The 26,882-nt window shown below is 46.6% G+C and carries 26 protein-coding genes; 11 read left to right on the top strand and 15 right to left on the bottom strand.

Annotated elements, in window-relative coordinates:
- The first annotated feature begins 62 nt into the window (after positions 1-62).
- Entirely contained in the window at positions 63-611 is a 549-nt protein-coding gene (locus tag BN1546_RS13455; RefSeq protein WP_013373475.1) for a GNAT family N-acetyltransferase, read from the top strand.
- Between the two features lie 105 nt (positions 612-716).
- Here BN1546_RS13455 and BN1546_RS13450 read toward each other — a convergent pair whose 3' ends face one another.
- From BN1546_RS13450 to BN1546_RS13395, 12 genes are all read right to left on the bottom strand, one after another.
- Positions 717-1,211: a GNAT family N-acetyltransferase gene (locus BN1546_RS13450; RefSeq protein WP_025677558.1), complete on the bottom strand. Its 495-nt coding sequence runs from the start codon at positions 1,209-1,211 to the stop codon at positions 717-719.
- 125 nt (positions 1,212-1,336) lie between these two features.
- Positions 1,337-2,566: an MFS transporter gene (locus tag BN1546_RS13445; protein WP_090737928.1), complete on the bottom strand. Its 1,230-nt coding sequence runs from the start codon at positions 2,564-2,566 to the stop codon at positions 1,337-1,339.
- A gap of 46 nt (positions 2,567-2,612) precedes the next feature.
- A complete protein-coding gene (locus BN1546_RS13440; RefSeq protein ID WP_090737926.1) occupies positions 2,613-4,745 on the bottom strand; it encodes a molybdopterin-containing oxidoreductase family protein in 2,133 nt (710 codons plus the stop codon).
- Positions 4,746-5,101: 356 nt separating this feature from the next.
- Positions 5,102-5,947, bottom strand: a complete 846-nt coding sequence (locus BN1546_RS13435; RefSeq protein ID WP_025677556.1) for a formate/nitrite transporter family protein — start codon at positions 5,945-5,947, stop codon at positions 5,102-5,104.
- A 386-nt stretch (positions 5,948-6,333) separates the two neighbouring features.
- Complete coding sequence (locus BN1546_RS13430) at positions 6,334-7,695, bottom strand: FAD-dependent oxidoreductase (RefSeq protein WP_090737924.1); 1,362 nt, start codon at positions 7,693-7,695, stop codon at positions 6,334-6,336.
- 392 nt (positions 7,696-8,087) lie between these two features.
- Entirely contained in the window at positions 8,088-8,564 is a 477-nt protein-coding gene (locus BN1546_RS13425; protein WP_090737922.1) for a glutathione peroxidase, read from the bottom strand.
- 116 nt (positions 8,565-8,680) lie between these two features.
- Positions 8,681-9,574: an ABC transporter ATP-binding protein gene (locus BN1546_RS13420; RefSeq protein WP_013373484.1), complete on the bottom strand. Its 894-nt coding sequence runs from the start codon at positions 9,572-9,574 to the stop codon at positions 8,681-8,683.
- A gap of 226 nt (positions 9,575-9,800) precedes the next feature.
- The gene (locus tag BN1546_RS13415; RefSeq protein ID WP_016324835.1) at positions 9,801-10,820 is read right to left on the bottom strand and encodes an LLM class flavin-dependent oxidoreductase; all 1,020 of its coding nucleotides are present in this window, start codon (positions 10,818-10,820) and stop codon (positions 9,801-9,803) included.
- A gap of 138 nt (positions 10,821-10,958) precedes the next feature.
- The gene (locus tag BN1546_RS13410) at positions 10,959-12,104 is read right to left on the bottom strand and encodes an AI-2E family transporter (protein ID WP_013373486.1); all 1,146 of its coding nucleotides are present in this window, start codon (positions 12,102-12,104) and stop codon (positions 10,959-10,961) included.
- A gap of 150 nt (positions 12,105-12,254) precedes the next feature.
- Positions 12,255-13,268 carry an LCP family protein gene (locus BN1546_RS13405; RefSeq protein ID WP_025677555.1) on the bottom strand — a complete coding sequence of 338 codons (1,014 nt, stop codon included), beginning with the start codon at positions 13,266-13,268 and terminating at the stop codon, positions 12,255-12,257.
- 113 nt (positions 13,269-13,381) lie between these two features.
- Positions 13,382-14,326, bottom strand: a complete 945-nt coding sequence (locus BN1546_RS13400) for a cation diffusion facilitator family transporter (RefSeq protein WP_040102683.1) — start codon at positions 14,324-14,326, stop codon at positions 13,382-13,384.
- Positions 14,327-14,530: 204 nt separating this feature from the next.
- Complete coding sequence (locus BN1546_RS13395; RefSeq protein WP_090737920.1) at positions 14,531-16,108, bottom strand: DEAD/DEAH box helicase; 1,578 nt, start codon at positions 16,106-16,108, stop codon at positions 14,531-14,533.
- A 323-nt stretch (positions 16,109-16,431) separates the two neighbouring features.
- On the opposite strand from BN1546_RS13395, the gene BN1546_RS13390 reads away from it, so the two are divergent.
- The 7 genes from BN1546_RS13390 to BN1546_RS13360 are packed head-to-tail and all read left to right on the top strand — an operon-like array spanning position 16,432 to position 20,375.
- Positions 16,432-17,049, top strand: a complete 618-nt coding sequence (locus tag BN1546_RS13390) for a hypothetical protein (protein WP_090737918.1) — start codon at positions 16,432-16,434, stop codon at positions 17,047-17,049.
- Between the two features lie 39 nt (positions 17,050-17,088).
- Entirely contained in the window at positions 17,089-17,733 is a 645-nt protein-coding gene (locus BN1546_RS13385) for an immunity 50 family protein (RefSeq protein WP_025677551.1), read from the top strand.
- On the top strand, positions 17,726-18,133 hold the full coding sequence (locus BN1546_RS13380; RefSeq protein ID WP_025677547.1) for a hypothetical protein: 408 nt from the start codon (positions 17,726-17,728) through the stop codon (positions 18,131-18,133). The genes BN1546_RS13385 and BN1546_RS13380 overlap by 8 nt, the downstream gene beginning before the upstream one ends.
- A 49-nt stretch (positions 18,134-18,182) precedes the next feature.
- On the top strand, positions 18,183-18,689 hold the full coding sequence (locus tag BN1546_RS13375; RefSeq protein ID WP_090737916.1) for a HEAT repeat domain-containing protein: 507 nt from the start codon (positions 18,183-18,185) through the stop codon (positions 18,687-18,689).
- A gap of 29 nt (positions 18,690-18,718) precedes the next feature.
- Entirely contained in the window at positions 18,719-19,348 is a 630-nt protein-coding gene (locus tag BN1546_RS13370) for a hypothetical protein (RefSeq protein WP_064961643.1), read from the top strand.
- A 29-nt stretch (positions 19,349-19,377) separates the two neighbouring features.
- Entirely contained in the window at positions 19,378-19,938 is a 561-nt protein-coding gene (locus tag BN1546_RS13365; RefSeq protein WP_090737913.1) for a hypothetical protein, read from the top strand.
- A gap of 2 nt (positions 19,939-19,940) precedes the next feature.
- Positions 19,941-20,375 carry an immunity 26/phosphotriesterase HocA family protein gene (locus BN1546_RS13360; RefSeq protein WP_013373496.1) on the top strand — a complete coding sequence of 145 codons (435 nt, stop codon included), beginning with the start codon at positions 19,941-19,943 and terminating at the stop codon, positions 20,373-20,375.
- Positions 20,376-20,443: 68 nt separating this feature from the next.
- Here the strand turns inward: BN1546_RS13360 and BN1546_RS13355 are convergent, their stop codons facing one another.
- Complete coding sequence (locus BN1546_RS13355) at positions 20,444-20,983, bottom strand: SMI1/KNR4 family protein (RefSeq protein ID WP_090737911.1); 540 nt, start codon at positions 20,981-20,983, stop codon at positions 20,444-20,446.
- Between the two features lie 368 nt (positions 20,984-21,351).
- Here BN1546_RS13355 and BN1546_RS13350 point away from each other — a divergent pair, with 368 nt between their 5' ends.
- Positions 21,352-22,011 carry a hypothetical protein gene (locus tag BN1546_RS13350; protein ID WP_090737909.1) on the top strand — a complete coding sequence of 220 codons (660 nt, stop codon included), beginning with the start codon at positions 21,352-21,354 and terminating at the stop codon, positions 22,009-22,011.
- Positions 22,012-22,176: 165 nt separating this feature from the next.
- Here the strand turns inward: BN1546_RS13350 and BN1546_RS13340 are convergent, their stop codons facing one another.
- Positions 22,177-23,811, bottom strand: a complete 1,635-nt coding sequence (locus tag BN1546_RS13340) for a DUF6138 family protein (RefSeq protein ID WP_090737907.1) — start codon at positions 23,809-23,811, stop codon at positions 22,177-22,179.
- A gap of 158 nt (positions 23,812-23,969) precedes the next feature.
- Here BN1546_RS13340 and BN1546_RS13335 point away from each other — a divergent pair, with 158 nt between their 5' ends.
- Together BN1546_RS13335 and BN1546_RS13330 are read left to right on the top strand one after the other, a co-directional pair.
- Positions 23,970-24,746: a hypothetical protein gene (locus BN1546_RS13335; protein WP_013373500.1), complete on the top strand. Its 777-nt coding sequence runs from the start codon at positions 23,970-23,972 to the stop codon at positions 24,744-24,746.
- A 17-nt stretch (positions 24,747-24,763) separates the two neighbouring features.
- Positions 24,764-26,182, top strand: coding sequence for an SMI1/KNR4 family protein (locus tag BN1546_RS13330; protein WP_090737906.1), 1,419 nt, complete (start codon positions 24,764-24,766; stop codon positions 26,180-26,182).
- Between the two features lie 65 nt (positions 26,183-26,247).
- Here BN1546_RS13330 and BN1546_RS13325 read toward each other — a convergent pair whose 3' ends face one another.
- Positions 26,248-26,862 carry a TetR/AcrR family transcriptional regulator gene (locus tag BN1546_RS13325; RefSeq protein ID WP_013373502.1) on the bottom strand — a complete coding sequence of 205 codons (615 nt, stop codon included), beginning with the start codon at positions 26,860-26,862 and terminating at the stop codon, positions 26,248-26,250.
- Between the last annotated feature and the right edge of the window lie 20 nt (positions 26,863-26,882).

Genomic DNA, 26,882 nt, shown 5'->3' with positions numbered 1-26,882 from the left:
CATGGGATTAAATGCTAGACTGGCTGGTTTAGCGATTTTCCGAGTGAAAGAGGGGATTAATCATGTTTACATATGCGTTGGACGAACGCACAGTCCTTCGGCCGCTCACCAAGGAGCATGTGCAGCCTCTGTTTGAGCTGATCGAAATGTCCCGTGACCGCCTGCGTCAATGGCTTCCATGGGTAGACTCCACCACGGAAATCAGCCATACAGAGCAGTTCGTGCAAGGCGCCTTGAAACAAGCCGCAGAGAACGGTAGCCTGACCGCTGGAATTTGGATAGACAACGAGCTCGCTGGCATCATCAGCTACCATGAGATCAATTGGGCCCACCGGTCGGTTAGCATCGGATACTGGCTTGGGCACGGTTACGAAGGGCAGGGTCTCATGACCAGTGCCTGCCGCGTATTCGTCGAATATGCGTTGATGGAGTTGGACTTGCATCGGGTCGAAATCCGTTGTGCAACGACGAACCGCCGCAGCCGCGGTATTCCAGAACGCCTGGGCTTTGTGCTCGAAGGCATTGTACGCGAAGCAGAGTTGCTGCCAGATGGCTATATGAACCACGCAGTGTATGGTATGCTCCAGAATGAATGGAAGCAACTTCGATAACATAGTACTGCACAACAACGCCGCAGGCCTGATCAGGTCTGCGGCATTGTTGGTTATGAGCTGGACATCACAACCGAATGTTGCTGCCTGTCTGTAGCCTCCGGTCTATTTTAAGAAATAGGCCATTAGAACATCATCCACGAATTGGCCTGCTATATAAAACTCGTCATGCAGGCGCCCTTCAATTGCAAAACCGCACTTTTCATAAAACATAAGGGCTTCCGTGTTACAGGAGAGTACACGCAAACTTAACTTGCGTATGCCCTCCGCAGCTGCAATCTCCTTCATGGAGTTCATGAGCGCCGTCCCAATACCTTTGCGATGATAGTCTGGACGTACAGCTATATTTATTTCGAGTACATGACAATTACTAGCCAACAGCGTTGGAGGACGAAATCCAATATACCCGCAGAGCACTTCCTGTTCGATGGCGACCAGTTGAGAGCCTGGAGGCGTGTTGCGCAGAAACTCTCCGCGCGACTTCCATGACAGCGAAGCAGGAGCCGTGCGTTCATTCCATACCAGTTCATCCAGCGCAATCAGATCAGGAGCATCCTTCATCTCCGAATGACGTATCGTCAAAGGTTGACTTGTAAACAATTCCTTTCAATCCTTCCTGTGAAGGCTTTCCTGAAGCAATAACTGCAACCAGCTGTCACCTATTGTACCATAATAAAAGCTCATTACTGAACTTTTATCGGGACTTAAGGACTGGGAACATCCACCTAAGAAGGAGTAGTATCCAAATTATCCAAATCATGCCGAAAACGGTTCAACCAGCTATGCAGAATGAAAAACAGAATGGATAATACGGCTACGCCTAATGCCAGCCAAAGTGTGGGCGGTAACCCACCGCCATCATATAACTTCCCCATAATATAAGGTCCCATCACCCGTCCGGCTGCGCCAATGCCCCCTACAAGTCCAATGTAAAAAGGTGCACCCCGACCTCCATGATCAGATAGGAATGCTGGAACCGCAGGTGCGATCAGCATTTCTCCTAGAGTCGCCAGTACCATAGCGAATATCATCCCAGTATAGTTCTGTGTGCCCAGTATGACAATATAAGCTGCAAAATAAAATCCTCCAGCCCATGTCATTTGCGCCGATGCGTGATGAGCGTACAGCCGTTTGATCCAGAAAATAATAGGTTGTGCGGCAAAAATAAGAACACCATTCAACGTCCATAGTAGCCCATACATCGTTTTAGGCAAGCCCTGCTCAATAATATAGGGAGAGACTCCCGTATTCCAGATCGAATTACCGAACCACAAAAAAAGTGAACCTAACCCCACAAAGAGATACAGCCTGGTATCACGAAACAGCAATCGAGCTGGTATTTCTTCTCTTTTCATCACAGACTTGCTGAGCTGAACTTCCCCCTCTTCCCGATCTACCCTGCTTAGATACGACCAGAAGAATCCGGCAAATACCGCAGAAGTTACCCCGTTCATGACAAAGCTGAGCTGATAGGAAAGGTCGGCCAGAACGCCGCTCAGTCCCGTTCCGAGTGCCACCCCAATATTGTTCGCGACATAAATGATATTAAACAGCTCTCCACGTCGGTCAGCAAAACGAAAACCTACAAAGGCCTGAATCGCAGGCACAGATACCACATTAAAAAAGCCGATAAAGCCCATCATGATGACAAAAGCTACCCAATGACCACTGGTAAATGGAAGCGAGAGAAGTCCCAACGCATTCATGGCCAGTGAGCCGACAATCAGTTTCTTGGCTCCAATACGATGATAAAGGGCTCCGCCCAGCACTTGACCAAATATTCCGCCTAAAGACTGCACTAAAATCGCAATCCCCGCATCTCCCATACTACGGTTCAGTTCGTCGAATACATACATGCTAACGAGCGGCCACATGAGGGAACTTCCTGCGGAATTAATCAGGCTGGCAATGAGAAATACTTTTACTTCTTTCGGATAAGACTCCAACCATTTCATATATTTTGCTTCTCCTTTTGCACCTGACGCCATTAAAGGCATATTCTCATTGGCGCTTCACATTCACCACCGTTGAGAAGAAAGTAGCCCCCTGCCCCATATCCGATAGCCGGTCAGAGGTTAACGCATTGGCACGCTGTCTGCGTCCTTTGCCTTTCCACCATAATCCTTGGCTAATCACCGTGCCGGGCAGCATCAGATCGGTAACCTTGGCTTTCAATTCATACATTCCCCTGTCATTCCAGACGGTAACGGGATCACCATCTGCGATGTCTCTTGCCTGAGCATCCTCCGGGTGAATTTGCAACAAAGGCTCCCGCTCCAATCGCTGATGCTTGGGCAAATTAGCAAATGTAGAATTCAAAAAATTATGGTTTGGCGGTGAAACAAACATCAATGGAAAACGGTCATCCGCTTGCGGCCGATGCTCTCCGTCATACCCTTCGATCAGCGGTACATAGGAGGGCAATGCGGGCAGACCTGCTTGTTTCATTTTTTCCGAATACAACTCAATCTTGCCTGAAGGCGTAGTTAGACGCTCCAAATAAGTAGCCTTTGGCGTCATATCAAGCTTTACAAAAGGCGACTTTTTTAAGGCATCCAAGGTTACACCATTGAGATAAGGGTTCGTTGGATTATCAAGCGCGCCTGCGATCATATCCTCTTCACTTTCTGTAAAGGCAGCTTCATCAAAGCCCATTGCCTGTCCGAGCAGGCTAAATAGCTCATAATTGCTTTTGCTTTCCCCAAGCGGATCAATGACGGGCTTCTGCATCTGGATATAGTGGTGCCAGTACGATTTGTATAAGTCTGTTCCTTCAAAAGAAGACGCAGCAGGCAGCACAATATCTGCATAGCAGGCCGTATCGGTAAGGAACAGGTCATGAACAACCGTAAACAGATCCTCTCGTTCAAATCCCTCCGTCACCCGTTCCGAATCGGGTGCTACAACTACCGGGTTACTACAATATACAAATAACGCCTTAATCGGTTGTTCCTTCTGTAGCAGCGCCTCTCCAATCCGGTTCATGTTGATCACTCGGGCATCCGGGTTCTGTCGCAGATCAGGACGCTCCAGATGGGCGCTGTTAATCTTGGCATAAGCACCATTGGAGCGCGACGCTCCCCCGCCGTGTTTCAACCATTGTCCAGTGAGTGCAGGCAAGCATGTAACTGCACGTACGTTCATACCGCCATTATCATGATGCTGAAGCCCATTTCCGATATTGATATAGGCCGCTCGCGCCTTCCCGTACATTTCCGCCAAACGGATAATATCCTCTTTCGGCACGCCGGTAATCTGCGAAACCCGCTCTGGTGTATAGGTCTTAACATGCTCGCGCAGTTCCTCGTGACCTACGGTATAGCGACGTAAAAATTCGTCGTCTGTCAGCCCCTGATCAAACAGCACATGCATAACCCCCAGCGCAAGCGCCGTATCCGTTCCCGGATATAAGGGAATGAACCAATCCGCCCATTGTGCCGTCCGGTTGCGATGGACATCAATAACGATCACCTTAGCACCTTTTTTACGTGCTTTCTCAGCCAATACGACCTGATGCATGTTGGTGCTGATGACGTTTCCGCCCCATACAATAATGAGCTCTGCATCCTCTGTGTCCTCCGGGCTTGTGCCGCCCTTAAATCCCATAACGGATGCCCAGCCTTCATTCCCAGCCACACTGCAAATCGTCTGATCCAGTTGGCTTGAACCCAGCGCATTGAAAAAGCGACGATCCATTCCATCCACACTCAATACACCCATATTGCCATAAAAGCTGTAGGGGAGAATGGATTCCGGTCCATCCGTACGTATCAGCTCCTTGAACCGACCTGTAATGGTATCGACCGCCTCCTCCCAGCTAATTCGTTCAAACTTCCCTTCCCCTTTGGCGCCTACACGCTTCAACGGATAAAGCACCCGATCCGGATCATATACTCGCTCGGTCATATTCCGGACTTTGTTGCATATAGCCCCTTTGGTAATGGGATGATCTGGATTACCAGTCACCTTGACTATCTTTCCATTTTCCTTGTGAAGCAGGAGCCCACACGTATCCGGGCAATCCAACGGGCATACGGCCGGAAAAATACCGTTCTGCTGCTCCGTCATCCGCTGTCCTCTGTGTAAGTTGTGTTGAAGTGTGGCCTCAAGAGGCGCGTTATTGCGATGATCCATGGTGTTAATGCTCCTTTCCGTTACCGTTTCCAAAAATTACACTGTTCTTATCATATCTACAGCTTTGGCCTATGGCAAGAGAAGGATTTTACCACACAGCATCTCTCCCAAATATATAAAAATCCGCCTGCTGTATAGAGCAAAACGGATTTTAAAAATCATAATTATTTTTTTATCATCCTGTTTCATCATTACATACCCAGGGTAAAAGAGATCAAGGCATTATGGACGAGAGCACACTCATCCTCCATGCCAAATCATGGACCACTCCCAAAAAAATCCGCCATGACAGGTTTCGTTCCCCCGGGCCTGTCATGGCGGATTTGCTTTGTTCATAGCTTCATAAAGTAACGTGATTATGCATGATCACTCAACGGATTGGATGCAACGGAAGGAGTAATTTGAGATTCATTCACGGAATGTGTATTGGTTTGAGTTTTTTTCAGATAGGCCAGCCAGTAGGCTCCAGCCACAAACAGACTGCCTCCTACCAAATTCCCCAACCAGACCGGAATGAAATTCATAACATACGCTGCCCACGAAAAATGACCTGCAAAAATAGCCGCCGGAATGAGAAACATATTGGCTACAACGTGCTGAAATCCAATAGCAACAAAGGCCATGGTCGGGAACCAAATTCCCATAATTTTTCCGCCGATGGAGTCTGTGCTATAAGCCATCCATACAGCCAGTGCAACGAGCCAGTTACATCCTATACCTGATATAAAAGACTGCAAAAAGCTTTCATGCAGCTTATGCCCTGCCATATCCACCACTTTATCCAGGTAAGGACCCGTTTCGGTCAAGCCCAGAACATGCCCGAAGAAAAATGCAACAAATAATGCACCTGCAAAATTACTGAGCGTAATAATCGCCAAATTACGAAGCATGGCTCCTGTCTTAATTCGTCCTGCCCATCTCGCCAAAGGCACTGCCATCATATTGCCGGTCAGCAATTCCCCACCAGCGATCAAAACTAACACCAGACCTACAGGGAACACCGCAGCTCCAATAAAGGTAGCAATGCTTCCCCATTCTTTAGGTGCACTTGCAATAACGCGTATATCCAGCAAAAACCCGAGTGCAATAAATGCACCTGCCAAAAATCCCAATACTACCGCCACAGTCCACGGGTTGTTCGCCTTGGCCACTCCTGTTTCCACCGTCTTTTCGGCAATTTGCCCCGGTTTATAACTTGCCATCTGCCCCCGCTCCTTTAATATCTTTTAAACAAAATATTCTTCTTTTATATTTTATTTAAAATCAGTGATTTTGTTTGTGAAAAAAATCACTTTCTTAAGTATAAAAAAAACAGCCCTTGGATAAAGGACTGTTTTTCTATTTTATTACATCTACTGCGCTACTACGCGCTTTACATTTAATTGTATTCTTCCTTTTCAACAGCTCTCAAGAACCAAAGAACTCCGCCCAGACCGACGGCTGCAACAACTACAAGAAAAAGGATATAAAACAAATCCATTATAAAGTCTCCCCCTAATCCTTATGCTCTCTATATTGTACTATAAGGATTCATCCGTACGCTTCAGATTGTTGACAAACTTATGAACAATGTCACAGACAAATCGAATTATACAGTAACTGGGTTCCGTTCGGATATTGTAGGCAATGCTTGCAAACCTGCCGCGTTCAGGAAATTCCAAGGCTTGTTATAGTGCGGCTGGAAGAAGAAATCGACAAAGGCCAACTGGTCAATGGTCATATGATTTTGAATGGCTACAGACAGCGTGTTAATGGATTGCGTCAAATCGACCTTCGACATAATTTGTGCCCCAACAATTCTTCGTGTCTCCTGCTCATATACAACCTTCAGCAATACCTTTTCAGAGGTTGGCATAAACTCAGGACGGTAGCTATCCTCAATGGTTACAGCTTCTACAGTCATCCCCTCGTCGGTTGCTGCGGCTTCTGTCATTCCTGTTCCCGCAATATTATCTTCGTAAATTTTGATACCCGAGGTTCCTTGTGTTCCCATGTAGGCAATGGTCGGCTGTACCAGATTGCGTGCCACCAGCGTCCCCATTCGAACCGCATTCGTCGCCAATGGGATATAAGCTGTTTTGCCAGTCGGATTATAACGAATTGCACAACTGTCGCCTGCTGCAAACACATCCGGGCAGCTACTTTGCATATAATTGTCTACAACGATCGCACCGTTAGGCAACATATCTACCTGACCTTTGAGCAGATCCGTTTGAGGTCGGAAACCGATACAGAGTATAACAAGCTCTGTTTCATACTCTCCTTTGGAGGTCACGACCCTACTTACTTTACCGTTAGTCCCCTCAAAACGACTCACTGTCTCGCCAAGTACCAGCTTAATGCCATGTTCTCTCAGGGAATTCTCAATCCGGTCTGTAAACTCATGGTCTAAATACTTATTCAATATACGATCAGCACTGTCGATCAGCGTTACGTTCTTACCGTTCATTTGAAAAGCTTCTACCAGTTCAACACCAATGTATCCAGCTCCGACGACTGTAATGTTCTGTACGTGCTGGGCTTTCTCAATGATTTCATTCGAATGATTATAGTTCTTGCAGAGCAAAATATGATCAAGTTCAATGCCTTCCAGCTTCGGAATAATTGGCCACGATCCAGTAGTCACAATCAATTTATCAAATGTGTCCGTAAATTCCTCACCTGTTTGGAGATTACGTGCATGCAGCGTTTTGCCGGCTGTATCCACACTCGTTACCTCATGAAGCATCTTGGTCACTACACCCATATCAGCCAGTTGATCTGGGGACGAATAAAACAATCCGTGCGGATCTTTGACGACACCACCTACGTACAGTGCAATACCACAAGATAAAAATGAAATATTGTCATTACGCTCATAAACCGTAATTTCGGCATCTGGATAACATTTAGCTGTGTTGACTATGGCTGCTGTACCTGCGTGTGTACATCCGATAACTGCTACTTTCATGTTGAATTCCTCCTTGGTGTGTGGGCATAAAATGTATAATAATTGTGAATACTTTCACTTAGGCAACTCGTTACTTCTTGTGATTTATTTCACTTCATGTGCTTATTATAGTGTGATATTTTTCACATTACAATAGCTTTTTATGATATTCACAGTTTGTCCACATTTAAAAAGGTAAGGATGTCTGAGATCAGCCGTTTGCTGAAATCTTCTTTTGCTCCATTCAGTTTTCCCTGTCTGCCCCCTGATTATGCCCTTGGAACAGACTTTCCACACGATGCGTCAATTCTTAGGTAAATGCTCATTTAGAGAATAAAAAAAGGTCTGTTTCCCCTGAGACAGGCAGAAATCAGACCTTGTTTATACATATACTTTGGAATTACACGAAGCTATTATAACAACTGCTCAATGGCAGCTTTCATCGCTTCCGGTGACTCCTTAGGCTCAAAACGCCCCACAGGCACACCTTCACGATTCACAATGAATTTCGTAAAATTCCACTGAATTGTACCATCTTCCTGTTCTCCAGGCTGCTGCTTCTTCAAATATTCAAACAGAGCTGCTGTATCCGGTCCGTTCACATCCACTTTGGCGAATATCGGGAAATTAACCCCGTAATTCAATTGGCAAAATTCAGCCGCTTCCTCGCTGCTGCCCGGCTCCTGACCGCCAAATTGGTTGCAAGGGAAGCCTAAAACAACGAGTCCTCGATCCTTATATTCGTCATAAAGCTTCTGCAAATCCCCATATTGCGGGGTAAGTCCGCACTTACTGGCGGTATTCGCAATAAGCAGCACTTTACCTGTGTAAGTTTCCAGAGAAACCTCCTGATTGGCTGGTGTTATGGCATTATATGAATAGACAGACATACAGCATCCTCCTTCATGTCGCTTGGTTTAGGTTCTTAACCTATTTTACCCAAAACGTGACGGACATGCCAATATCCACAGACCCTTTACCGTTGATGCTGCCACTTGATGGCGCTCTAACCTCTAGCTGCTACTTGTGGTCTAGCATCACGCCGCTCGGCAACAGAACCCACCGTTTGCTTCTCTTCTACATTCATTCCCTTTACTGCTTGGCTTACCGCAGGCTGACCAGCCAAAGCATACGGAAGACAGAGTGGTACCCCTGTACGAGGATCAGTAACAATATCCGCCTCGATCCCGAACACCTCACGCAGCACATCGGGGGTCATAACCTCAGTCGGGGCTCCTACCGCCTTCGCTTTCCCTTTTTTGATCGCAATCATATGCTGAGCATACCGGGCTGCATGGTTCAAGTCATGCACGACCATAACAATGGTGCGTTCTGCCGAAGTATTCAGATACTCTAACAGATGCAGCACTTCCAGTTGATGCGCCATATCCAAAAATGTAGTCGGCTCATCCAAAAACAATATATCCGTATCTTGCGCAAGCGCCATAGCAATCCAGGCACGCTGACGCTGACCACCAGAAAGCTGATCAATCGGACGATCGTGAAATTCGCTCATTCCCGTTACTTGGATGGCCCACTCTACCATTTTGCGATCTTCCGCTTTCATGGAACCAAAACCTTTTTGATAGGGGAAACGTCCGTAAGATACCAGTTCCGTCACGGTCAACCCTTCCGGCGCAGTCGGATTCTGCGGCAAAATAGCCAACTGCTTCGCTACCTCCCGGGTGGATTGCTTATGAATGGATTTACCATCCAGCAGAACGCTACCGCCTTTAGGATTCATGATGCGAGCCATCGTTTTCAGAATGGTTGACTTACCGGAGCCATTTGCCCCCACCAATGCTGTGATTTTTCCCTGCGGTATTTCTACGTTCAGATCTTCTACTATCAATCGATCTTCATAAGCAATATCCAGATTTGCCGTTTTCAGACGAAACATTTGGAATCATCCCTTTCCCTAATCCAATATATATAGTCACGGGCTTAACGCACGACATTCATCAAAACTTCATTCTATCTTTATATAATAAAGATATTGATAATCATTATCAAGTGTTAACTGGCATATTCCTTCTAATTTACAATGCGTAACGTTCAATATTTCCTCAAAAGTCAAAAAAAATCACAGCCCTAAAGCTGTGATCTTTTAATTCTGGCCATTCGCATTAAGCCTGTACAGAGGACAGTCCAAATGCTTCAGCCATGAGGCGTATTGATTTCATTTTGGCATCAAAGTCGTGAATGATGCTCGCAACCATGATCTCCTGTGCATTATAGTTCTTGCATAATTGCTCAAGCTGACGCTTCACCTGTTCGGGTGAACCGACCACCATACGCTTGCGATTCTCACGAATGCGCATCCGATCATATGGCGTATACGGATACGCAAGCGCCTTTTCGACAGAAGGTGTCCCTGCGGAACGCGTGCCCTGTTCTAAAAGCACCAGGGACAAGTCCATGCTGGATGCCAAACGATTGGCCTCCTCCTCGGTATCCGCGCAGATCGCAAATACGGCAACAAGCGAACGCGGTTGCTCACTATGCTGAGAAGGCTGGAAGCTTTCCTGATATCCCTTCATAGCACCTGTGCCGCCTTCACCATTAATAAACTGCGCGAACGCAAAGCCTACGCCACGCTCGGCGGCCAGACCTGCGCTATCGCCGCTGGAGCCAAGCAGCCACATTTCCGGCACGGTCTCTACGAGCGGCATCGCCTGTAGCGAACCGAAGCGATGCTGGTTGCCTGTGCTATCGTGCAAATAGGCTAGCAGATCATCCAGCTGCTCGGGGTACAGATCAACGCCGCCCCGCATTTTCCCCTCCTGCAAAGCTCTGGTAGCAATCGGCATTCCTCCAGGCGCTCGCCCCAGACCCAGATCAATGCGTCCCGGATACAATCCCTCCAATACCCGGAAGTTTTCCGCTACTTTATAAGCGCTGTAATGAGGCAGCATCACACCACCCGACCCCACTCGAATGGTAGAGGTACGGGCAGCCAGGTGTGAAATCAATACCTCCGGGCTGGAGCCTGCAAGGTTAGAGGCTGCATGATGCTCGGATACCCAGAAGCGATGATAACCCAGACGTTCCGCCTCTATAGCAAGCTCAGCAGTCTTTTGTAATGCCTGTGCATGCGTCATGCCTTCCGATACCGGAGATTGGTCAAGAATGCTGAGTTTTATCATAAAAAGTCTGACCTTTCTATTTTGGAATACGAATAGGCATTAATTATAGCACGTAAAGCCACAGTTAACCAAGAGGGGCAAAATAGCAGATTTACCGCACATATTTAGCCATGTTTACTTTTTATAGAGACTTGCTTTTTACTTTACTTTATCTGCTTCATAAAGATGTGAACGCTTTTGAAAAAAACTAAACAGATGGGTCACGATTACTTTCAAGACGGCATAACCTGGAACCGCCAGTACAATTCCTACCACACCAAACAAATTGCCAGCTGTCAAAATAACAAAGATAATCGTGATCGGATGTACTCGAAGAGATTTACCCATAATTTGTGGTGAAATAAATTTACCCTCAATAAGCTGGACGACTGTCCATACGATAACCATTTTGAGCAGCATGATCGGTGAGGTAACAATAGCTACGATTAACGCGGGTGTAATGGCAATTACAGGCCCTAAGTAGGGAACCACGCTCGTAAAGGACGCAATGACCGCAAGTGTCAAAGAGTAGTCTAATCCAATAATCAGATAACCAATATACAGCAGCACTCCAATACAGAAGCTGACAATAATCTGTCCACGAATATACGAGCTGACCTGATGATTCATTTCGGTCATGATACGATCTGTCTCTTTACGAAACATAGGTGGAAGCATTTTTAGAATCCATTGCGGCAGCTTGTGTCCATCTTTCAGCAAATAGAACAGAATGAACGGAACCGTAGCGATCGCAAGCACAGTTTCAGTAATCACACCCAAAAAGCTTCCCACACCCGTCCATGCATTATTGATAAAGCCAGATAACTTTTCAGAAGCTTTGGAGGCCAGTTCAGATGGATCTATTTGAATGGTGTTCTGGAACTGGTTGACAAAGTTACTGCCAATCAGTCGCTCAAACTGTTGTTTGACTTGCTCGGTATAGGCAGGAACATTTTGGATAAGGCCCTGTATCTGATCACGGATCACAGGTACCACCGATGTAATCACAATAGCGATAATCCCTATAATGAGCAAAAACAGGACAACAATGGAGTATACCCGCTTTACCTTATTTCGCTCCAGTACATCTACCAACGGATTGAGCAGATAGTATAATACACCGGACAAAATGACCGGGAGAATGATCGTTTTCAGCAACACGATGACAGGCGTAAATATGTATGAAATTTTGGTAAGCACTAAGATATTCAAGCCGATCAGCAGCAATACCAACAGGAATAACACAAACTTATTGTTCAGAAAAAACTTCTTAAACCGGTCTTTCCATGCCGGAGTTATCTCCACATGACATTCCCCTTCTCTTTAGACAGATGAGTATACGTTCTTCATAATTACGATATATTTTTGGAACAAAATATACAAGGTTATACCCAAATAAACACAAAAGCAAACAAAGTTGTACGTTATTGTACGAACTTCGCTTGCTTTAAATAGTTATGGAGTATCATTTGTCGTGGTGGCAGCCTCCACCGTCGTAGTCACCGGTTTGTTTTCTTGTTCAAAAAGATTCTGTATGAATCGCTTGAGCTTCCGCTCGTCCACACCCAACACCTGCGCACCCTTGATGGTTTCCCCGCGCACCAGTTCGTTTGGCGGGATTTGCTGCTTCGCTACTGTTTTAGCATCGATATTAAAACCCAATGAAGCCAACTGTAGCATTTCCGTTGTACTCAGATTCGTTTCAATATAAGGAGATATGCTATTTAAAATACTTGGCAGTTTAATGAGCGACGAGGTCGATTGTATTTTACTGCCCAGTTCGGTAATGAATTTGCGCTGTCGCTCCGTACGTGTAAAATCGGAAGTCGCATCATGACGGAAACGTACATATTGCAAGGCTGTTTTGCCGTCCATGTGCTGCATTCCCTTTTTCAAGTCAATATCAAACTGGTGTTTGTCTGCCTTGGACGTATAATGCATATCTTTTTCGACATCCAGGTCAATACCACCTACAGAATCAACCAACGCAATGAAACCATTAAAATCAGTATATACATAATATTGAATTGGTATCCCCAGGAGGTCGCTCACAGTCTGTCTGGTCAAATCAGGTCCACCGTAGGAAAAGGCTGCATTCAATCGACTTTGCCCATGACCCGGGATCTTGACGTACGTATCACGAAGAATCGACATCAGGGTGGCCTTTTTCGTAACCGGATCAACAGAAGCAACCATAACCGAGTCAGAGCGCCCTGAATCTTCTCCACGAGAATCGCCGCCAAGCAGCAGAATATTCACTCTCTCTGTTCCATCCCATTCCGGTGGGAGTGATACCTCTACAGGTTGTACATTGGTTGATGTTTGGGTTTGCGGTTTAAATTTCGAGTCCTGGCCGGAAGCAACCGAAATTTGATTCGTAAAATGATATATAGAATAAGCATAATATCCGCCCACTAAAAGGACTGCAGCAGTCACAGAAATACCTAGCCATTTTAAAAATTTTCGCATATTTTCGGGTAACCTCGCTTTTATTCATCATCGTTCGGCTTTTAAAAGCATACCCTTCCGGCAAGTTATCTGTCAATTCGAGGCGTTTGTTCTAGGGGCGTTATTCGTATCGGTTACACCTTATCTTCAGGTTCTTTTTGTGTTGATTTTACAGCATGGAGGTCGTCTGCATACCACGGATTCAAATGGACAAGCACCTCATAAACCCGTGGCTCCCGCTTCATGACAGCCCTCTTGATCAGCCGGATAATATCGTGTCCCTGCTGAATCGTCAAAGAGGCATCCACTGAAGCTCGGATATCTACAATAATATAATGACCGTGCTCACGGGCACGGATACGGTCAATACGCTGAACCTCGGCTACACTCAGTGCGGCTGCTGCGTAGCTTTCGATTTCCTCGGTTGCAATAGCCTTCTCCATGAGCACATCTATGGATTCGCGGCCCATTTCCCACGCCAATTTCAGAACCAGCAACGCCACTACAAACCCCGCAATGGGGTCGCCGTAAGATAAAATCGGAATATCCCAGTGTTCCCCGATCAGTCCTAATCCGATGCCCAATACAGCCGCTCCAGAGGCATATACATCAGCGAGGTGATCTTTTGCCGTCGCAATGAGGCCCTGACTATTGGCCGCTCTGCCAATACGAATTGTGTAGAGATACAGCCACTGTTTCCAGAGCAAGGAAATAATGGCTGCCACTAAGGCTAGTATATGCTCCTGTGGCATCGGTTCGAACAGCGCAGCAATGGAATGATAGCCGATAAATATACCTGCCCCGAACAATATGACCGCCACCACACTAGCACCAATGACTTCTGCCTTGCCGTGACCATAAGGATGATCCTCATCCGGAGGCTGGCTGGATATTCTCATCGCTCCCAGTGCGGTTGCAGAAGCAATCACGTCCCCGGCGTTATGCACACCATCGGCCACCAGCACCTTACTGTTGAACATGAGTCCTGCGATGATTTTGATGCCGGTTAAGAGGATGTTGCTAATCAGGCTGATCCATGCTGAGACCATGGCACGCTTGCCCATATCCTGTTCCTGCATGATGTATAACCCCTCCAAATTATCTTTTAAAAAATGCCCTACCCGCTATTCGGTTATCTCAAGGCATCTTTCGCTGCTCTTTATCTTATGATGCTGTTCTTGCAGCGGCATAGTTGAAGATTATAATAGCCCCGGAAGATGAGCCTCCCCGGGGCTATTATGATAACCATAGTGGAGCATTCTATGAGAATACCCCTATTTTATCTACCTGGACCGTCCGCGTCGGCCTCCTTGACCTTGACCCCCACGCGGACCGCCTTTGGCTTGTCCACCGCGTCCACCTTGGCCTCCACGTGCGGAACCGCCGCTGCTGCGGTCATATCCGCCACGTCCGCTGCTTTGCCCTGCCGAGCGGCCTTGACCTCCGCGTGCAGAACTACCGCTGCTGCGGTCATACCCGCCGCGTCCGCTGCTTTGCCCTGCCGAGCGGCCTTGACCTCCGCGTGTGGAACCGCCGTTGCTGCGATCGCGATCATATCCGCCGCGTTCACTACTGCTACGGTTGGAGCGACGCTCGCCGCTTGCGCCGTCACGACGACCGGACTGTTCGCGGCCGCTACGGCGTCCACCGCCAGCATCGTTGCCACCAAAGGAACGGCGGTCGTTTCTGCCTGAGCGGTCGTTTCTACCCTGCCGCTCAGCCGTATCGGGAGCAGGTATACGCTGCCCGCCGCCCTCACTGCTGGTGAATGTGACACCAGCAACTCTTTGGATGTTCCGAAGCTCCGGAACATCCCTCGGCGTGGCGAGCGTCACCGCAACGCCTTTGCCTCCGGCACGGCCGGTACGCCCGATGCGATGGATGTAGCTTTCGGCATCCTGCGGCATGTCATAGTTGAAGACATGCGTGACGCCTTCTACATCGAGGCCGCGTGCGGCTACATCTGTCGCTACGAGCAATTGAAGTTTCGCTTCACGGAACGCCTTCATCACTTGCTCCCGCTTGTTCTGGGACAAGTCCCCGTGCAGCTCACCGCTCTCGAACCCCATCTCCTGGAGCTCCTCATTCAGTTTGGAAGCCCGACGCTTAGTACGGCAGAAAATAACAGCCAAATACGGACGATCCGTATTCAGCATATCTACCAATGCCTGTTGCTTACCACGGTCTGTTGTTTGTACAACGACCTGACGGATTTGGCTCACTGGAACGGAAGAAGCCGATTTCACTTTGACATCAACGGGTTCGTTCATATAGACACGAGCCAGCTTGCGAATACCTGCTGGCATTGTAGCGGAAAACAGCATTGTTTGTCTCCGGTAAGGAACCTCCTGCAGAATCGTCTCCACGTCGTTCAAGAAGCCCATGTGCAACATTTGGTCAGCCTCATCCAGGACCAGCATTTTAATGCCGCCTAGATCGAGCGTGCCACGTCTCAGGTGATCCAGCAGTCGCCCAGGTGTACCAATAATCAGTTGTGCGCCGCCTTTTAGTTTACGAAGCTGACGCTCCACGTCCTGTCCTCCGTAAACAGCTAGTAGAGATAAACTCGGCTCCGCAGCAGCCAAGCATTTTGCTTCCTCTGTAATCTGGAGTGCCAATTCACGCGTAGGTGCAATCACAAGCGCCTGCGGGTGCCGCTTGTCCAAATTCAGTTTTTGTAAAATCGGTAGTAAAAACGCAAGCGTCTTCCCTGTCCCCGTATGTGCCTCGGCAATCACATCCTGACCTTCCATCAACAGTGGAATGGACTCCTGCTGTACAGGTGTTGGCGCTGAGATGCCCTGCTCTTTCAAGGCTTCTACCCAATGTTGCTCCACGCCTAATGCTGTAAAATTCTTCAAGTTGTATTCACTTCCCTTATCTGTATTCAATATGTGTCACGTAAAATAGGTTCATGTGCCATATGACATCTATCGTTCCATAGTTCAGAATTCCCATTTTTGTATCGGTTCTCATTCTCCCCTTTTCAGGAAGGGAGCATATCCGTTATCGTTGAATCTGTTCATGTAACTCAACATACGGCCGCAAGGCGGCTCAGGCCGTTCCATATATGACTTTCCTAGTATACGCGAAGTTGAACTGGTTTCCAAACGATTTTAACGAATAACGCAAAAGGTGAATTCAATCACCATGTCATATATTATGGTAGGAGAATTGGTAATTCATGAATAAAGGATGGATGCTTGTGGTTAACAATCTACATTATAATTTCATAATGACAGGTTCCTTATCGGAGAAGCACACTTTGTTTGCCGAAGAGTGCTTTACTAACCTGTTCGATTGTTTTGAAACACTCCTGAACATATCAGGAATCCGCAATGCCCGTGTGTCTGTCTATCAATCCAAGAAAGCCAAACACGGTAAGATCCGCTGGGACAAGCAGGAGTTGCTCCGCATTGTAACCGATAATGAATTGACTCCATTGATGCTGGTTATCGAGGCTCCCAGTATCAAATCGTCCTATAACAAAGGGACAACGCCGGAAGTCTACATTCTTTTGTCCAATGACCCTATGGGTCAATCTCCCAACAATTGCGGGATGCTTGTTTCGATCCGTCAGGACATTTATGAACGTATCGACCAAACAATCGTCGAAGACGTTATGATGCAGCTGAGCCAGTGGATAAAGGCAACCAAACTGTTACACAGCTCGCGCAACTTTTATGCTGGCAGTAAAGCACGTGCCATTATGGATATTCTTCCATTTATGCTCGAAAAGGATACTCCGGATATGAAGTATGTTTTTCAATCGTGGACTCCGTATCCTTTACCACACACTTAAACAATCCGTCATCCCATTAACCCTAGGAGGCTGCAATTTATGCAAATTCAAGTTCAAAAGGCTGAAAAAAAAGAAAACGAATATCTCATTCATTATCAAGCGGGAGGAGCTCTGCCGTTCGTTCCGCATGATGTTGTTCTGATCCATGGCAAACAGTATTTTATAGGTACGATTTTGAAGGTAGAGTCGGAACAGGTCCTTATCCGTATCAATCCAGAATATGAAGACCAACTGACAGGGTCCATCGGACTAGAACTGGCTTTCTCTCCAACCGTTTCTATTCAAGGTGCAGACAGCATTGTAGAAAAGCTCGGCTATTTTCCACCTTTTCACTATGACCGAATCACGGCTGCCAATATGACGAAAGACCAGATTACACTGACAATTGAGCTATCCCCCGCTAGCGTGCTGGTTCCTAAATCACCGGATCTGGAACCTTCGGCTGAGGCACCAGTGATCCCTGAGGCTCCAGCCAAAGATATTCCACGCTATGCAGTGACTTTTACATTTCTGGAAACCAAAGAGCATGTATTAACCCCTGTAGAAACAGAAAATATCATCTTGCAGCTCGATTTCCGCTATGAAGAAGCAGACATGGTCGTTGACATCGATGCCTTGTCAGGGCTGTCAGGCAGCTTTCTGTGCAGAGGTATCCGTGCAGAGATTACGGAACTTCATGAATAAACAAGAAGCCCGTGAGCTGTTGCACTGTCATTCTTTTATTCATGATGATCTGGAGCATCCCAAAATGCGAAGCGGATTTCTAGGGATGCTTCGTCCCTTCCAGGGAGAACTGATCGAGGATAATTTTCATGAGCTCATGACTATCATTGAAGTTCTGGCAGATGAGTTGGAGAAACCGTCCGTAGAACGGGAGCTTATATCCGCTCTGTGGGGGATTTGCCAATATACACGGGCATGGGCGTTGCATCCTGATGGTATGCTGCAGCGAAATCACCTGCTGACCGTAGAGCAGATTAGTACGCTTGACGATTGGATTGATACAATTTCCTATGCGGTTATGGTGCTGCTAGAGGGTGGCGGAACGGAAGAAGCTTTATCGAACTACAGACAACGAGAGTAGGTAATACACAATGTCAAAAAGTAATCTGGCTAAGAAATGAGGGGGGTATATGTCCATACAAACCGATGATGACGAAAAGACGTTCTTATCTATTTTCCCTACACTATCGTATGAAGATCAATTGGTCTCATTACGCGAATTAACAGCTATACCCCAGCCCATGGGGGACACCATCGCATTCCTTTTGCAGCTTGTGCAGCAATCATCCGCGGATGATCTGCTTCGTATAGAAGCGCTGAAGGTCATCGGACTATATGCAGATCAGAGCCAGCAGCCGATGATCATGCAAGGTATTCGCGAGCTGCTGTCCAAGCCTGATGAAGATGATGATGTACGAAACGCAGCTTTACAAACTTTGGCGTGGATGCCTTGTTCAGAAGCAGAGCTACATATAGCTTTGGACTTAATCCGCAGTGATACATATATCTTAGTCAAGGGGGCCGCTTTTGCACTGCTCCGCGCACATAAAGCCCACCCTTTCGCACAACATGCGCTGAAGCAATTATTGCAACATGAGGAATTCGGTGCATCTGCCCAGCGTGAGCTGTCCACATAATCGACAACCAAAGGAGAATCACTCTACTTATGCGTGTAAGAATATTTATATTCATATTGATTATCGGAATTATTTGTGTGCCTGCCTATTTCATTATGAGCAGCTTTGGATTATTCCAAAATGAGAAGGTGCTTGTACATTACAAGCTGGCCCTTGAAGTAAAGGGTAAAAAATATGATGCCTGGCCTTTAATCAGCAGTTATACCGCAATAGATAAAAATGGGGACCATCGTCAGCTCTACTATCAGGCAGAGGGCTCAGGCATAGAGTATCTGTTTCAACTAGCCTATGGACAGTATGAACTCAAGCCCTCCAAAGAAAATCCTTTTCTGGATGGGGGAATCCACTATACCATGGACCATCCTGAGTATGTACGTGAGGAAAAACAGTATGAGAACGCCAACGACTATACGGAGTTAACCCATTATTACAACCAACAGGAACAGGTTATTTATACTTACAATCCTGATGCCAGCCTCGACAAAACCTACGTGCGCTCTATCATCACCGCTGGAATGACTCGCACCACTGGTAATTCAAGTAGGCCGGTGAAGGATGATTATATTAATATCAGTAAGCTGTTTAAAGACAAGCTCGGAGTAAATGTGAAGGTAGATGTGGATGAGGACAACAAAATCGTTACCCTGTCCATGTCATAATAAAACGAAAAGAAAGGAAGACGCTATAAATGACAGAAACACAGCATACTAAATTAGGGCCTGCTTATTTGGAGGATTGGGTTGTACCCGAAAACCCGGAGGCATGGGTTGAACAAGAATGGACAGGTAAGCTCCGTTCACAGACCGGAAATACGAAATTCCACATTTTTTACTATGGAGAATTCATGGATGAGTTGATCGCTGTAACAGAGTTTGCGCCCCAGCTCATTATTGCAGAAGATGCAGTCACAGGTGAGCAGATCGTCATTTTTGATGGAACTCGCCATGGTTACGATGCACTACTGTGTGAAGTATATACAGAAGAACAGCAGAACAATCGCACTCCCCTGCTACCTTATCTGGACGATGACGGTGAGGATACCTTTGAGGTGACCGTGACTGCTTTTTATAATGTTGATTGGGATGACGAGTTTGCAGATGAAGTGGACGAGAACGGACAGCTGGAGCTGATCAGCGGCGAACGGTGCGATTTTGAAGAGGCCAAGCGAAACGGTTTTGATGCGATTAGCATTACAATTACCAGCGCTAAAGGTCTAAAAACTGAGATTCTTCAGGAAGAGCTGGCCTGACGATGGTATTTAAGAGAATCAAACATCAGGAAGGCGATATTTTTGTTATCCCTCTGCATGACGGCCGATTTGCGGTATGTCAGGTGATCTGCGCACTGTATGGTCGATTCAAAAAAGCGTTCTCCTTTGGTGTTCTATCCATAGGTCAGAATCAAGCGTACGAGGGTGAAGCTACATATCTCTCATTCACAGATTACCGGGGCAGGTTCGAGGTTATATTCACCGCCACCCAAAATCTGACGAAGGGAGTATGGCCCATTATCGATCATCGCCTTCTATCTGAGGAACAACAGCAGCTAAAATATTTTAATTGCGCGGGCCATCTGTATTACGGAGATGAATATGTACGCAACCTGGAACTAAAAGAATATAATCAATATCCTGTAATGGGCGTGGCTGGATATGAACTGGTACAGCAATATTTAGCCCAAGCATAAAGAACAAAAAGAATAGCAACTTAAAGAGCCACCTTAAAGTTCGAAAACCAGGGTGGCTCTTTAACGATTTAAAAGGGTTCAAATGTATAAGGGAATGGTGTACGATGTGTTCCCAAAATCGACTTTACGCGTTCTCTATCCAGCAGCGCTTCGACGAAGCTATACAAATCCGGGGCTGCATACCGAAAGTTGCCCCATGTGCGCAGATTCAAAGCATAAATCGGGAATTCCCCCCGTTTATCAGGCGATTGAATATCCCAGACCAGCAGGTCATCCTCTTCACTGGAAGCGAAGGGAACGGCATGTTCCAATAATTGCGGGAAACCATCTGGCTCCAACGCCGCTTCTTGTAAGACCTCCTCCGATTCCAGTACATCATCAAACCAAGCTCGCCAGTCATGGTAACGATGAAGCCATGAATCCGGATGATCCCCGAGAGGAATATGGATATTCCATACGCCACATAACCGCCCGTAGCCAAGAGTCTTGACGTAATCTATATAGGAAGGCGGAAAGCCCCTACCATTTTCAAAACGATGCTCTATAAGAAATTCTTCATCATAATAAGCCTGAAACTGCGAACGTTGCAGCCCTGTAAAAATGCTCATGCTCGCCCTCTCCTTTTGCACATCCTATTCGCCTTTTCACTCTTAGGCACATTGAAAAGGCCTTTTTCAAGTGTTAAAATGGGAATAAGATGTATATTCTAAAAAAGAGTGAAGATGCGTCAACATCCTCACTCTTTGGCAACAGCCGCTTTTAAGGGCGGTGGCTGCAAGTTCACGGTATTCGAAATAGACCGGTTCCTACCACGGGCGGTCTATTTCTTTTTATGGAAGGAAAGAATCAGGGCCTCACCTCCTTTACAGGAGACTAGCCGACCGCCCATCTAAGCCATTCTGTTGTTAAGGAATATTATAACATACGATATATAAAAAGTACGTTTTTACGCTCTTTCCGAAAAGGAGGAACGAACATGGAGCAAAAACGCTTCAAAGATGAATATGGATATAAATATGACTTTGCCGCCGTGATCTGGAGAGGAGAACAGGTAGCTGTTCACTGTCCTCGCTGTCAGGGCCAAGCTTTTATTTCCAGATCTAAAGAAGACTGTTATTACGTTGTTCGCTGCTCTCATTGTTACTACACATTTCAGCAGCCAGAACCGTATAAATTCTATGCACGCGGTGTATGCAGCCATTGCGAGCGATATTTTAATATTGAAATCCATGATGACCGAACGGTTACTCATAAAAATACGAATATACACTGTCCGCACTGTGAGACACGTAATCAAGTTCCAGTGCATCGTATGCAGTCACGTGAATGGCATACAGACGTGATCCAAAATGGAAAAGATCCTATTTTCCAGCTCCAGCTGTATTTCCTTGATTACTATCGTGGGAAACCGGTGTGGGCTCTTAACCGGATACACCTGAATTATTTGCTCTCCTATATCTCTGCCGAGTTGCGGGAAAAACCCACATCCGGTATGATGCGCACGGCTTCCCATTCCATTCCAAAGTACATTAAGGATGCGAAAAATCGCCAGGCCATCTTAAAAATATTACAAAAACTACAGCATAAACAAGCGTCTAAGGGTGAGCATTCCAAACATGAGTATACAAACTTTTGACAGCCTAGAAGCACTGGTCCAGGCCGTCTGTCAGACCACCACGTGCAATCTCGGCTGGAGATAGCGACTGTACAGATGTTATTGAAGTACTGCGCCGCAGTGGAAGCGAGCCGGATGTTCAACGCATTGCGCAGGGACTGCAATATAATCATGAATACGATGCTTTTATGGAATAAGCGTCTCCAGTATCTCTTTTACCTCAGGGACAGCCTGCTTCAGGCTGTTTTTTAGTTTCTTTGCACCACCCCATATACGATAAACGATCATCTCTTGTTCGTAGTCTTCCAACTTCTCAAGTACATCTACTAGCGCCTTCGCCTGTTCTGCACTTTCAATGCCAGCCGATTTCAGAGGTTTGGCAGAATCATTACCTGCCAAAAGAATTCTCGCCCATACGGGAATCGTATCCGGTGTCAGTCCATGTGCCTCAGCAAACACAGCGGCGTAACCGTCCTGCACCGACTGGTGCTCACTATCCACTAGCTTCATATAACGACTCACTAACGGAAAATATTCCGTTCCTTTAAGTCCTAATCCCATCACCGCATAGGTTCCCGGCATTGCTGACTTCTCCCCCGGCTCTACATCGTTGTACCACTTGAATTCTTCCATCACAGTCTCGGCATATTCCGCCAGCAACGGGTGCAGCGAAGGGTATTCAAGTGCATTGGCAAAGAAACGATGTAATGCAGATTTGGCTAACTTGGGTACGGGTAGATAGTTTTTCACTTTGCTTTTGAACTTCATCCCATATTCCTTAGTAAAGCCTTTTCGTAATATATCACATAGATATACGAGTGCTTCTCTATAGCTCTCTTCTTCCTCAGAACGAATCTGAACCTCCAGTGTTTGCAAAATATCATTCGCTTGGCAGGTGACTCGTTCACTTGTATATGACGCTGGAATGCTACCTGATCCACTCTTAAGCCACTCGGCTGCCTGATTTGAACCCAGTTGTGCAGCAATCTCCAAATAACTCTGCCGTGCATCGGCATCGGTCGAACCCACACGCATCGCGGTGAGCAGGAACATCTCCATGGCGGGGGCAGGAATATCTGAAGGAAGAATATCGGGCCTCACCGTATACTCCAGCCCGTAGTTTTTTTCCCGATCTGCGTATTTGGCCAAAAATTCATCTTCAGCCCAATGCATTAAGCCTCTGCTCAGCTGATGCCTCCATGCTTCTTCTCGCTTACGGCTAACCTGCACTTTTGCATCCATTCGATTCAACAGCTCATTCACCCGCTGGGCGTCTATAGGGTACAAATGAGGATCAAGCAAGTGCCTTACTAAGAAAAAATCGTCCTCTTCCTTCGGGATAGCTTTACTGGCAGGGTCAAGCTTTTGCTCCACAAACTGTTCGATAGTGGCTAACAGATGCTGCCACTTATCTTCGTTCAACAGCGAGAATGTAAAATGACTGGCCTTATTCTCCAAGACCACCTCTAGATGAAATTCCAGCCGATAACGAAAAAACATAGGACTAAATTCTTCTGAATTATACAGGGCCGCTATCCGTTCTTTGAACACAGGCATCCATTCATCCTGCACCTGCTGGAGCGTCACTCCTTCCGTAAAACCAGGAATATCCATATCTGGTCTACGATGATCCCAATCAAACGGTTCGTAGGTATCCACCCATAACCCGTCGCTCTTACAGGTAACTTTTAAGTATTCATGAATCCCTTCGTGAAGGACGCTTTTGGTCTTGAATTCCGCGATGCGTTTTTGCTCAGAAGCGTATCTCTGGTCAATCTCCTCAAAAATTGGATCTATGTAGGCCTGTACCCCCGATGTCATACGATGTGCTCCCCTTTCATACCCTCACAAATTGTAGTTCTTACATAATTGAGATAGACTAATATTTAACTATTTTATTTCCTAATTATAGCATATCTCTCATTTACATTTGGACTCCATCCCTATAGATAGAGTGCCAGAAAGCAGGTGTATTCTACATGTATTGGGTTTCCACACAGCACACGCCAGTAGCTGCCGATGAACTGACAAATTTCGAACATACCTATGGCATAACTTTACCAATTCCCTATGCTTCATTTCTCACCCAATACGGGCCAGGTACCTATTGCGGCCTGCTGGTGATTGAACGACCTGATCCTCAACTTTTGCAATCCTATGCGGATTACGAACTGTGGACGCATAATGATAACTGTCCGATCACCGCGCAACAGCTGGGCGAGTGCGTGTTCATCGGCAGCTCCATAGATGGTGATTTTCTAGCGGTGCATCCTCAGGTCGAAGGCTTGCTTTGGCTACCGCGACATTCGGAGGTCATAACTATGAAGCCATTAGATGTTCAAGCCCCATTTATAGATACACTAGAGCATATACTACGGGATGAATTCGGAAGAATAGAGCCATTCCCCCGTTATTTCGAGCCTGTCAGTCTGGATAGAGTTGCAACATTTCTACAATTTAATCCACCGGAGACGGCGGAAGCTTACGGTTCAGCCAATCCGAACGATCAAGCCTTGCAAGTAGCTCCAGCATCTATACAGGTATTGGCTCAGCGTTTTAAACAGCATTTTGACTCAAATCTATGGATTGAAAACGAGCATATCTGCTTGGCTTTTCTTCAGTCTCTTGGCGGATACGTACGTTTCAATTATGCATATGGACGCGAAGTGGCGATCATTTATGAATCTAAAGCGATAGCACTTCATGATGAAGTTCTATCATTCCTGCAAAAAGAACATTGCCAGGTTGTAGAGTAAGAGGAGGACGAATACAAATGACAGTACATTTTGCACATATCTTAGAAAAGCTCGGAGGGATCGCTGAGCGCCTGAGACAAGGTGGGATGCCTGACGTAGTATACCAATGGACGAAGGGGATTTCCGAAGAGGAACTGACTGAGTTGGAGGAACGGCTGCAGGTCCCTTTGCCTGCCTCCCTGTCTGAATTGATAAAGCGGTGTGGCAGCTTACATTTGCTATGGTGCCTCCCTCAACACTGTATTGTAGCCGATAAACTGGCTTGTTCATATGAAAGCAGTAATGGCCTTAAACAAAAACCGAATATGCTTGACGATATTACAGGAGAATTTGGCTGGAACCATGAGTATATAAGCTATTTTACATCCTATGGAGAAAACACCGACTCAGCAGCGGACGAACAACGATATCTAATTTTAAACTATAACGGTGCCGGTGATCCGATCCTGCTTGATAGAGCGACATCCACAACAGAGCCAGCAGTGTTCTGTTATGAGCATGAGTTGGACCGGTTCACACTGCTTGCAGAAAGTTTACCTACCTATATAGAAACCATGCTTACCTTGCACGGGTTATGGCTGTGGGATTGGTCTAACGTGTTAGACGAGCATGGTATTCAACTAGACAGCCCGCCGCTGCAGTTGTGGCAGCGCTGGTTGAACACGTTCTGTACGATGAAGCTGGAGGATGCCGCCCGGTCGCTGGAAACACTGATCCATTACACCACCATGCATGGCGTAGATCACCCTGCTGTACTGCAGGCTTTTCAAGTCTATGATCCACAGGATATTTTTCTTGCCTGGGAGCAGCGCATTCAGCGTAACCCGGCCCAATTCGCTACATGGGCATTTTTTATTGGGGAGACCGCAGGTATTGGGGCTGCTGACTGGGTTCGCTCCTTATGGGAGCCGGACACGGATATCACGCAAGCATGGAATTCATCCGCTTCAAATAACATACATGCTGAGAGAGCATTTGTCTCGACACGTGCCTATCTATCCGCCCGCTGTCTGCCCGAACAGGAAGGATTAGAAAATGTTTATAATGATCTGATGCAGCATACGGCAAAGGATGGCAAATTAGAAGGATACACCGTTAGCGGGCAGTTACAGCATTTTCATTCACCGCAGGTCATTGACTGGATGCGGGATAAGGTCAATCATCCGGTCGATGGCTGGGCAGTACTTTTCGCCTATTCTCGTCCTACAGCTGAGCAGGTAATTGAATGGCTATCCAGTAACGAGCTTCATCAGAAAATTGCAACCGAGGCGCTGGATATCATGATTCAGCGCGATCTTCTGCCCGGTCTAGAAGCAGACGTTTGGGCTAGCATCTCAAACCTGCTTCATGCTTCTTTACAACTCGTGATGCTCAAAAAAGATAAACGTCGCATTGAAGCCGTGCTGGAGCAGCTTTCAGATTTGAAACTTCGTTAACACAGGAGCCGGCGTATGCAGACTTGCCTGTACGGGGTGGGAGCACAAAAAAATGAGCCGCTGCATCAGCGGCTTAATCCTCGAAAAAAGGTATCTATAGTAAATGAAATCAATTCATTATTTGCTTTGGCCATAGGAAGCTCAAAATTCAGGAGAAGAGAAGTTAGTCCGTGTAACATACTCCATACGGATCTAGCCATCAGGTGCTCATCCCCTTGAATGATGCCCCCTTCCTCCATAGCGACTTTGAGTCCGCCCTCAAGCAACTCAAACCCTTTAAAACTCCCACTGTCTATAAGGCTAACCGAGCTTACAGATTCAAGGTTGCTGATAAACAGGATGTTGTAGTATTCGGGATTAGCCATGCCAAAACGGACATAAGCATCGGACACTGTTTTCAGTGTGTCCAGAGCGTTCAGTCCGGCTGCCTGTGCTTCATCCACGCGCTGCTGAAGAGCCTTCAGGAACAAAGCATTCCCTTCTAACAGCAGTTCACGAACAACCGCTTCCTTATTGGAGAAATAATGATAAATAGTCGTTGGTGAATATTCGATCTGATCCGCAATTTTACGCATAGAGACCTCGGCATACCCTTGGTTCAAGAAGAGTGATCGGGCGGCCTCAATGATTTTGCGGCGAATCTCACTGCTCTCACGTTCTCGGCGTTTGATATGTTTCATGAATAGATATACGTGCCCTT

The organism is Paenibacillus sp. Mc5Re-14 (assembly GCF_001049835.1).
GTDB lineage: Bacteria > Bacillota > Bacilli > Paenibacillales > Paenibacillaceae > Paenibacillus > Paenibacillus polymyxa_C.
The sequence above is the reverse complement of the archived record's forward strand: the minus strand, read 5'-3'. Positions and strand labels throughout refer to the sequence as shown.

Bases quoted from the DNA above. Each gene is read 5' to 3' on its own strand.
- BN1546_RS13440 (WP_090737926.1), bottom strand. From the start codon at position 4,745: ATGGATCATCGCAATAACGCGCCTCTTGAGGCCACACTTCAACACAAC.
- BN1546_RS13385 (WP_025677551.1), top strand. From the start codon at position 17,089: ATGCAAATTCAAGTTCAAAAGGCTGAAAAAAAAGAAAACGAATATCTC.
- BN1546_RS13330 (WP_090737906.1), top strand. From the start codon at position 24,764: ATGACAGTACATTTTGCACATATCTTAGAAAAGCTCGGAGGGATCGCT.
- BN1546_RS13380 (WP_025677547.1), top strand. From the start codon at position 17,726: ATGAATAAACAAGAAGCCCGTGAGCTGTTGCACTGTCATTCTTTTATT.
- BN1546_RS13370 (WP_064961643.1), top strand. From the start codon at position 18,719: ATGCGTGTAAGAATATTTATATTCATATTGATTATCGGAATTATTTGT.
- BN1546_RS13325 (WP_013373502.1), bottom strand. From the start codon at position 26,862: ATGAAACATATCAAACGCCGAGAACGTGAGAGCAGTGAGATTCGCCGC.
- BN1546_RS13445 (WP_090737928.1), bottom strand. From the start codon at position 2,566: ATGAAATGGTTGGAGTCTTATCCGAAAGAAGTAAAAGTATTTCTCATT.
- BN1546_RS13335 (WP_013373500.1), top strand. From the start codon at position 23,970: ATGTATTGGGTTTCCACACAGCACACGCCAGTAGCTGCCGATGAACTG.
- BN1546_RS13405 (WP_025677555.1), bottom strand. From the start codon at position 13,268: ATGCGAAAATTTTTAAAATGGCTAGGTATTTCTGTGACTGCTGCAGTC.
- BN1546_RS13355 (WP_090737911.1), bottom strand. From the start codon at position 20,983: ATGAGCATTTTTACAGGGCTGCAACGTTCGCAGTTTCAGGCTTATTAT.
- BN1546_RS13390 (WP_090737918.1), top strand. From the start codon at position 16,432: ATGAATAAAGGATGGATGCTTGTGGTTAACAATCTACATTATAATTTC.
- BN1546_RS13360 (WP_013373496.1), top strand. From the start codon at position 19,941: ATGGTATTTAAGAGAATCAAACATCAGGAAGGCGATATTTTTGTTATC.
- BN1546_RS13365 (WP_090737913.1), top strand. From the start codon at position 19,378: ATGACAGAAACACAGCATACTAAATTAGGGCCTGCTTATTTGGAGGAT.
- BN1546_RS13425 (WP_090737922.1), bottom strand. From the start codon at position 8,564: ATGTCTGTCTATTCATATAATGCCATAACACCAGCCAATCAGGAGGTT.
- BN1546_RS13420 (WP_013373484.1), bottom strand. From the start codon at position 9,574: ATGTTTCGTCTGAAAACGGCAAATCTGGATATTGCTTATGAAGATCGA.
- BN1546_RS13455 (WP_013373475.1), top strand. From the start codon at position 63: ATGTTTACATATGCGTTGGACGAACGCACAGTCCTTCGGCCGCTCACC.
- BN1546_RS13340 (WP_090737907.1), bottom strand. From the start codon at position 23,811: ATGACATCGGGGGTACAGGCCTACATAGATCCAATTTTTGAGGAGATT.
- BN1546_RS13430 (WP_090737924.1), bottom strand. From the start codon at position 7,695: ATGAAAGTAGCAGTTATCGGATGTACACACGCAGGTACAGCAGCCATA.
- BN1546_RS13350 (WP_090737909.1), top strand. From the start codon at position 21,352: ATGGAGCAAAAACGCTTCAAAGATGAATATGGATATAAATATGACTTT.
- BN1546_RS13400 (WP_040102683.1), bottom strand. From the start codon at position 14,326: ATGCAGGAACAGGATATGGGCAAGCGTGCCATGGTCTCAGCATGGATC.
- BN1546_RS13415 (WP_016324835.1), bottom strand. From the start codon at position 10,820: ATGATAAAACTCAGCATTCTTGACCAATCTCCGGTATCGGAAGGCATG.
- BN1546_RS13435 (WP_025677556.1), bottom strand. From the start codon at position 5,947: ATGGCAAGTTATAAACCGGGGCAAATTGCCGAAAAGACGGTGGAAACA.
- BN1546_RS13375 (WP_090737916.1), top strand. From the start codon at position 18,183: ATGTCCATACAAACCGATGATGACGAAAAGACGTTCTTATCTATTTTC.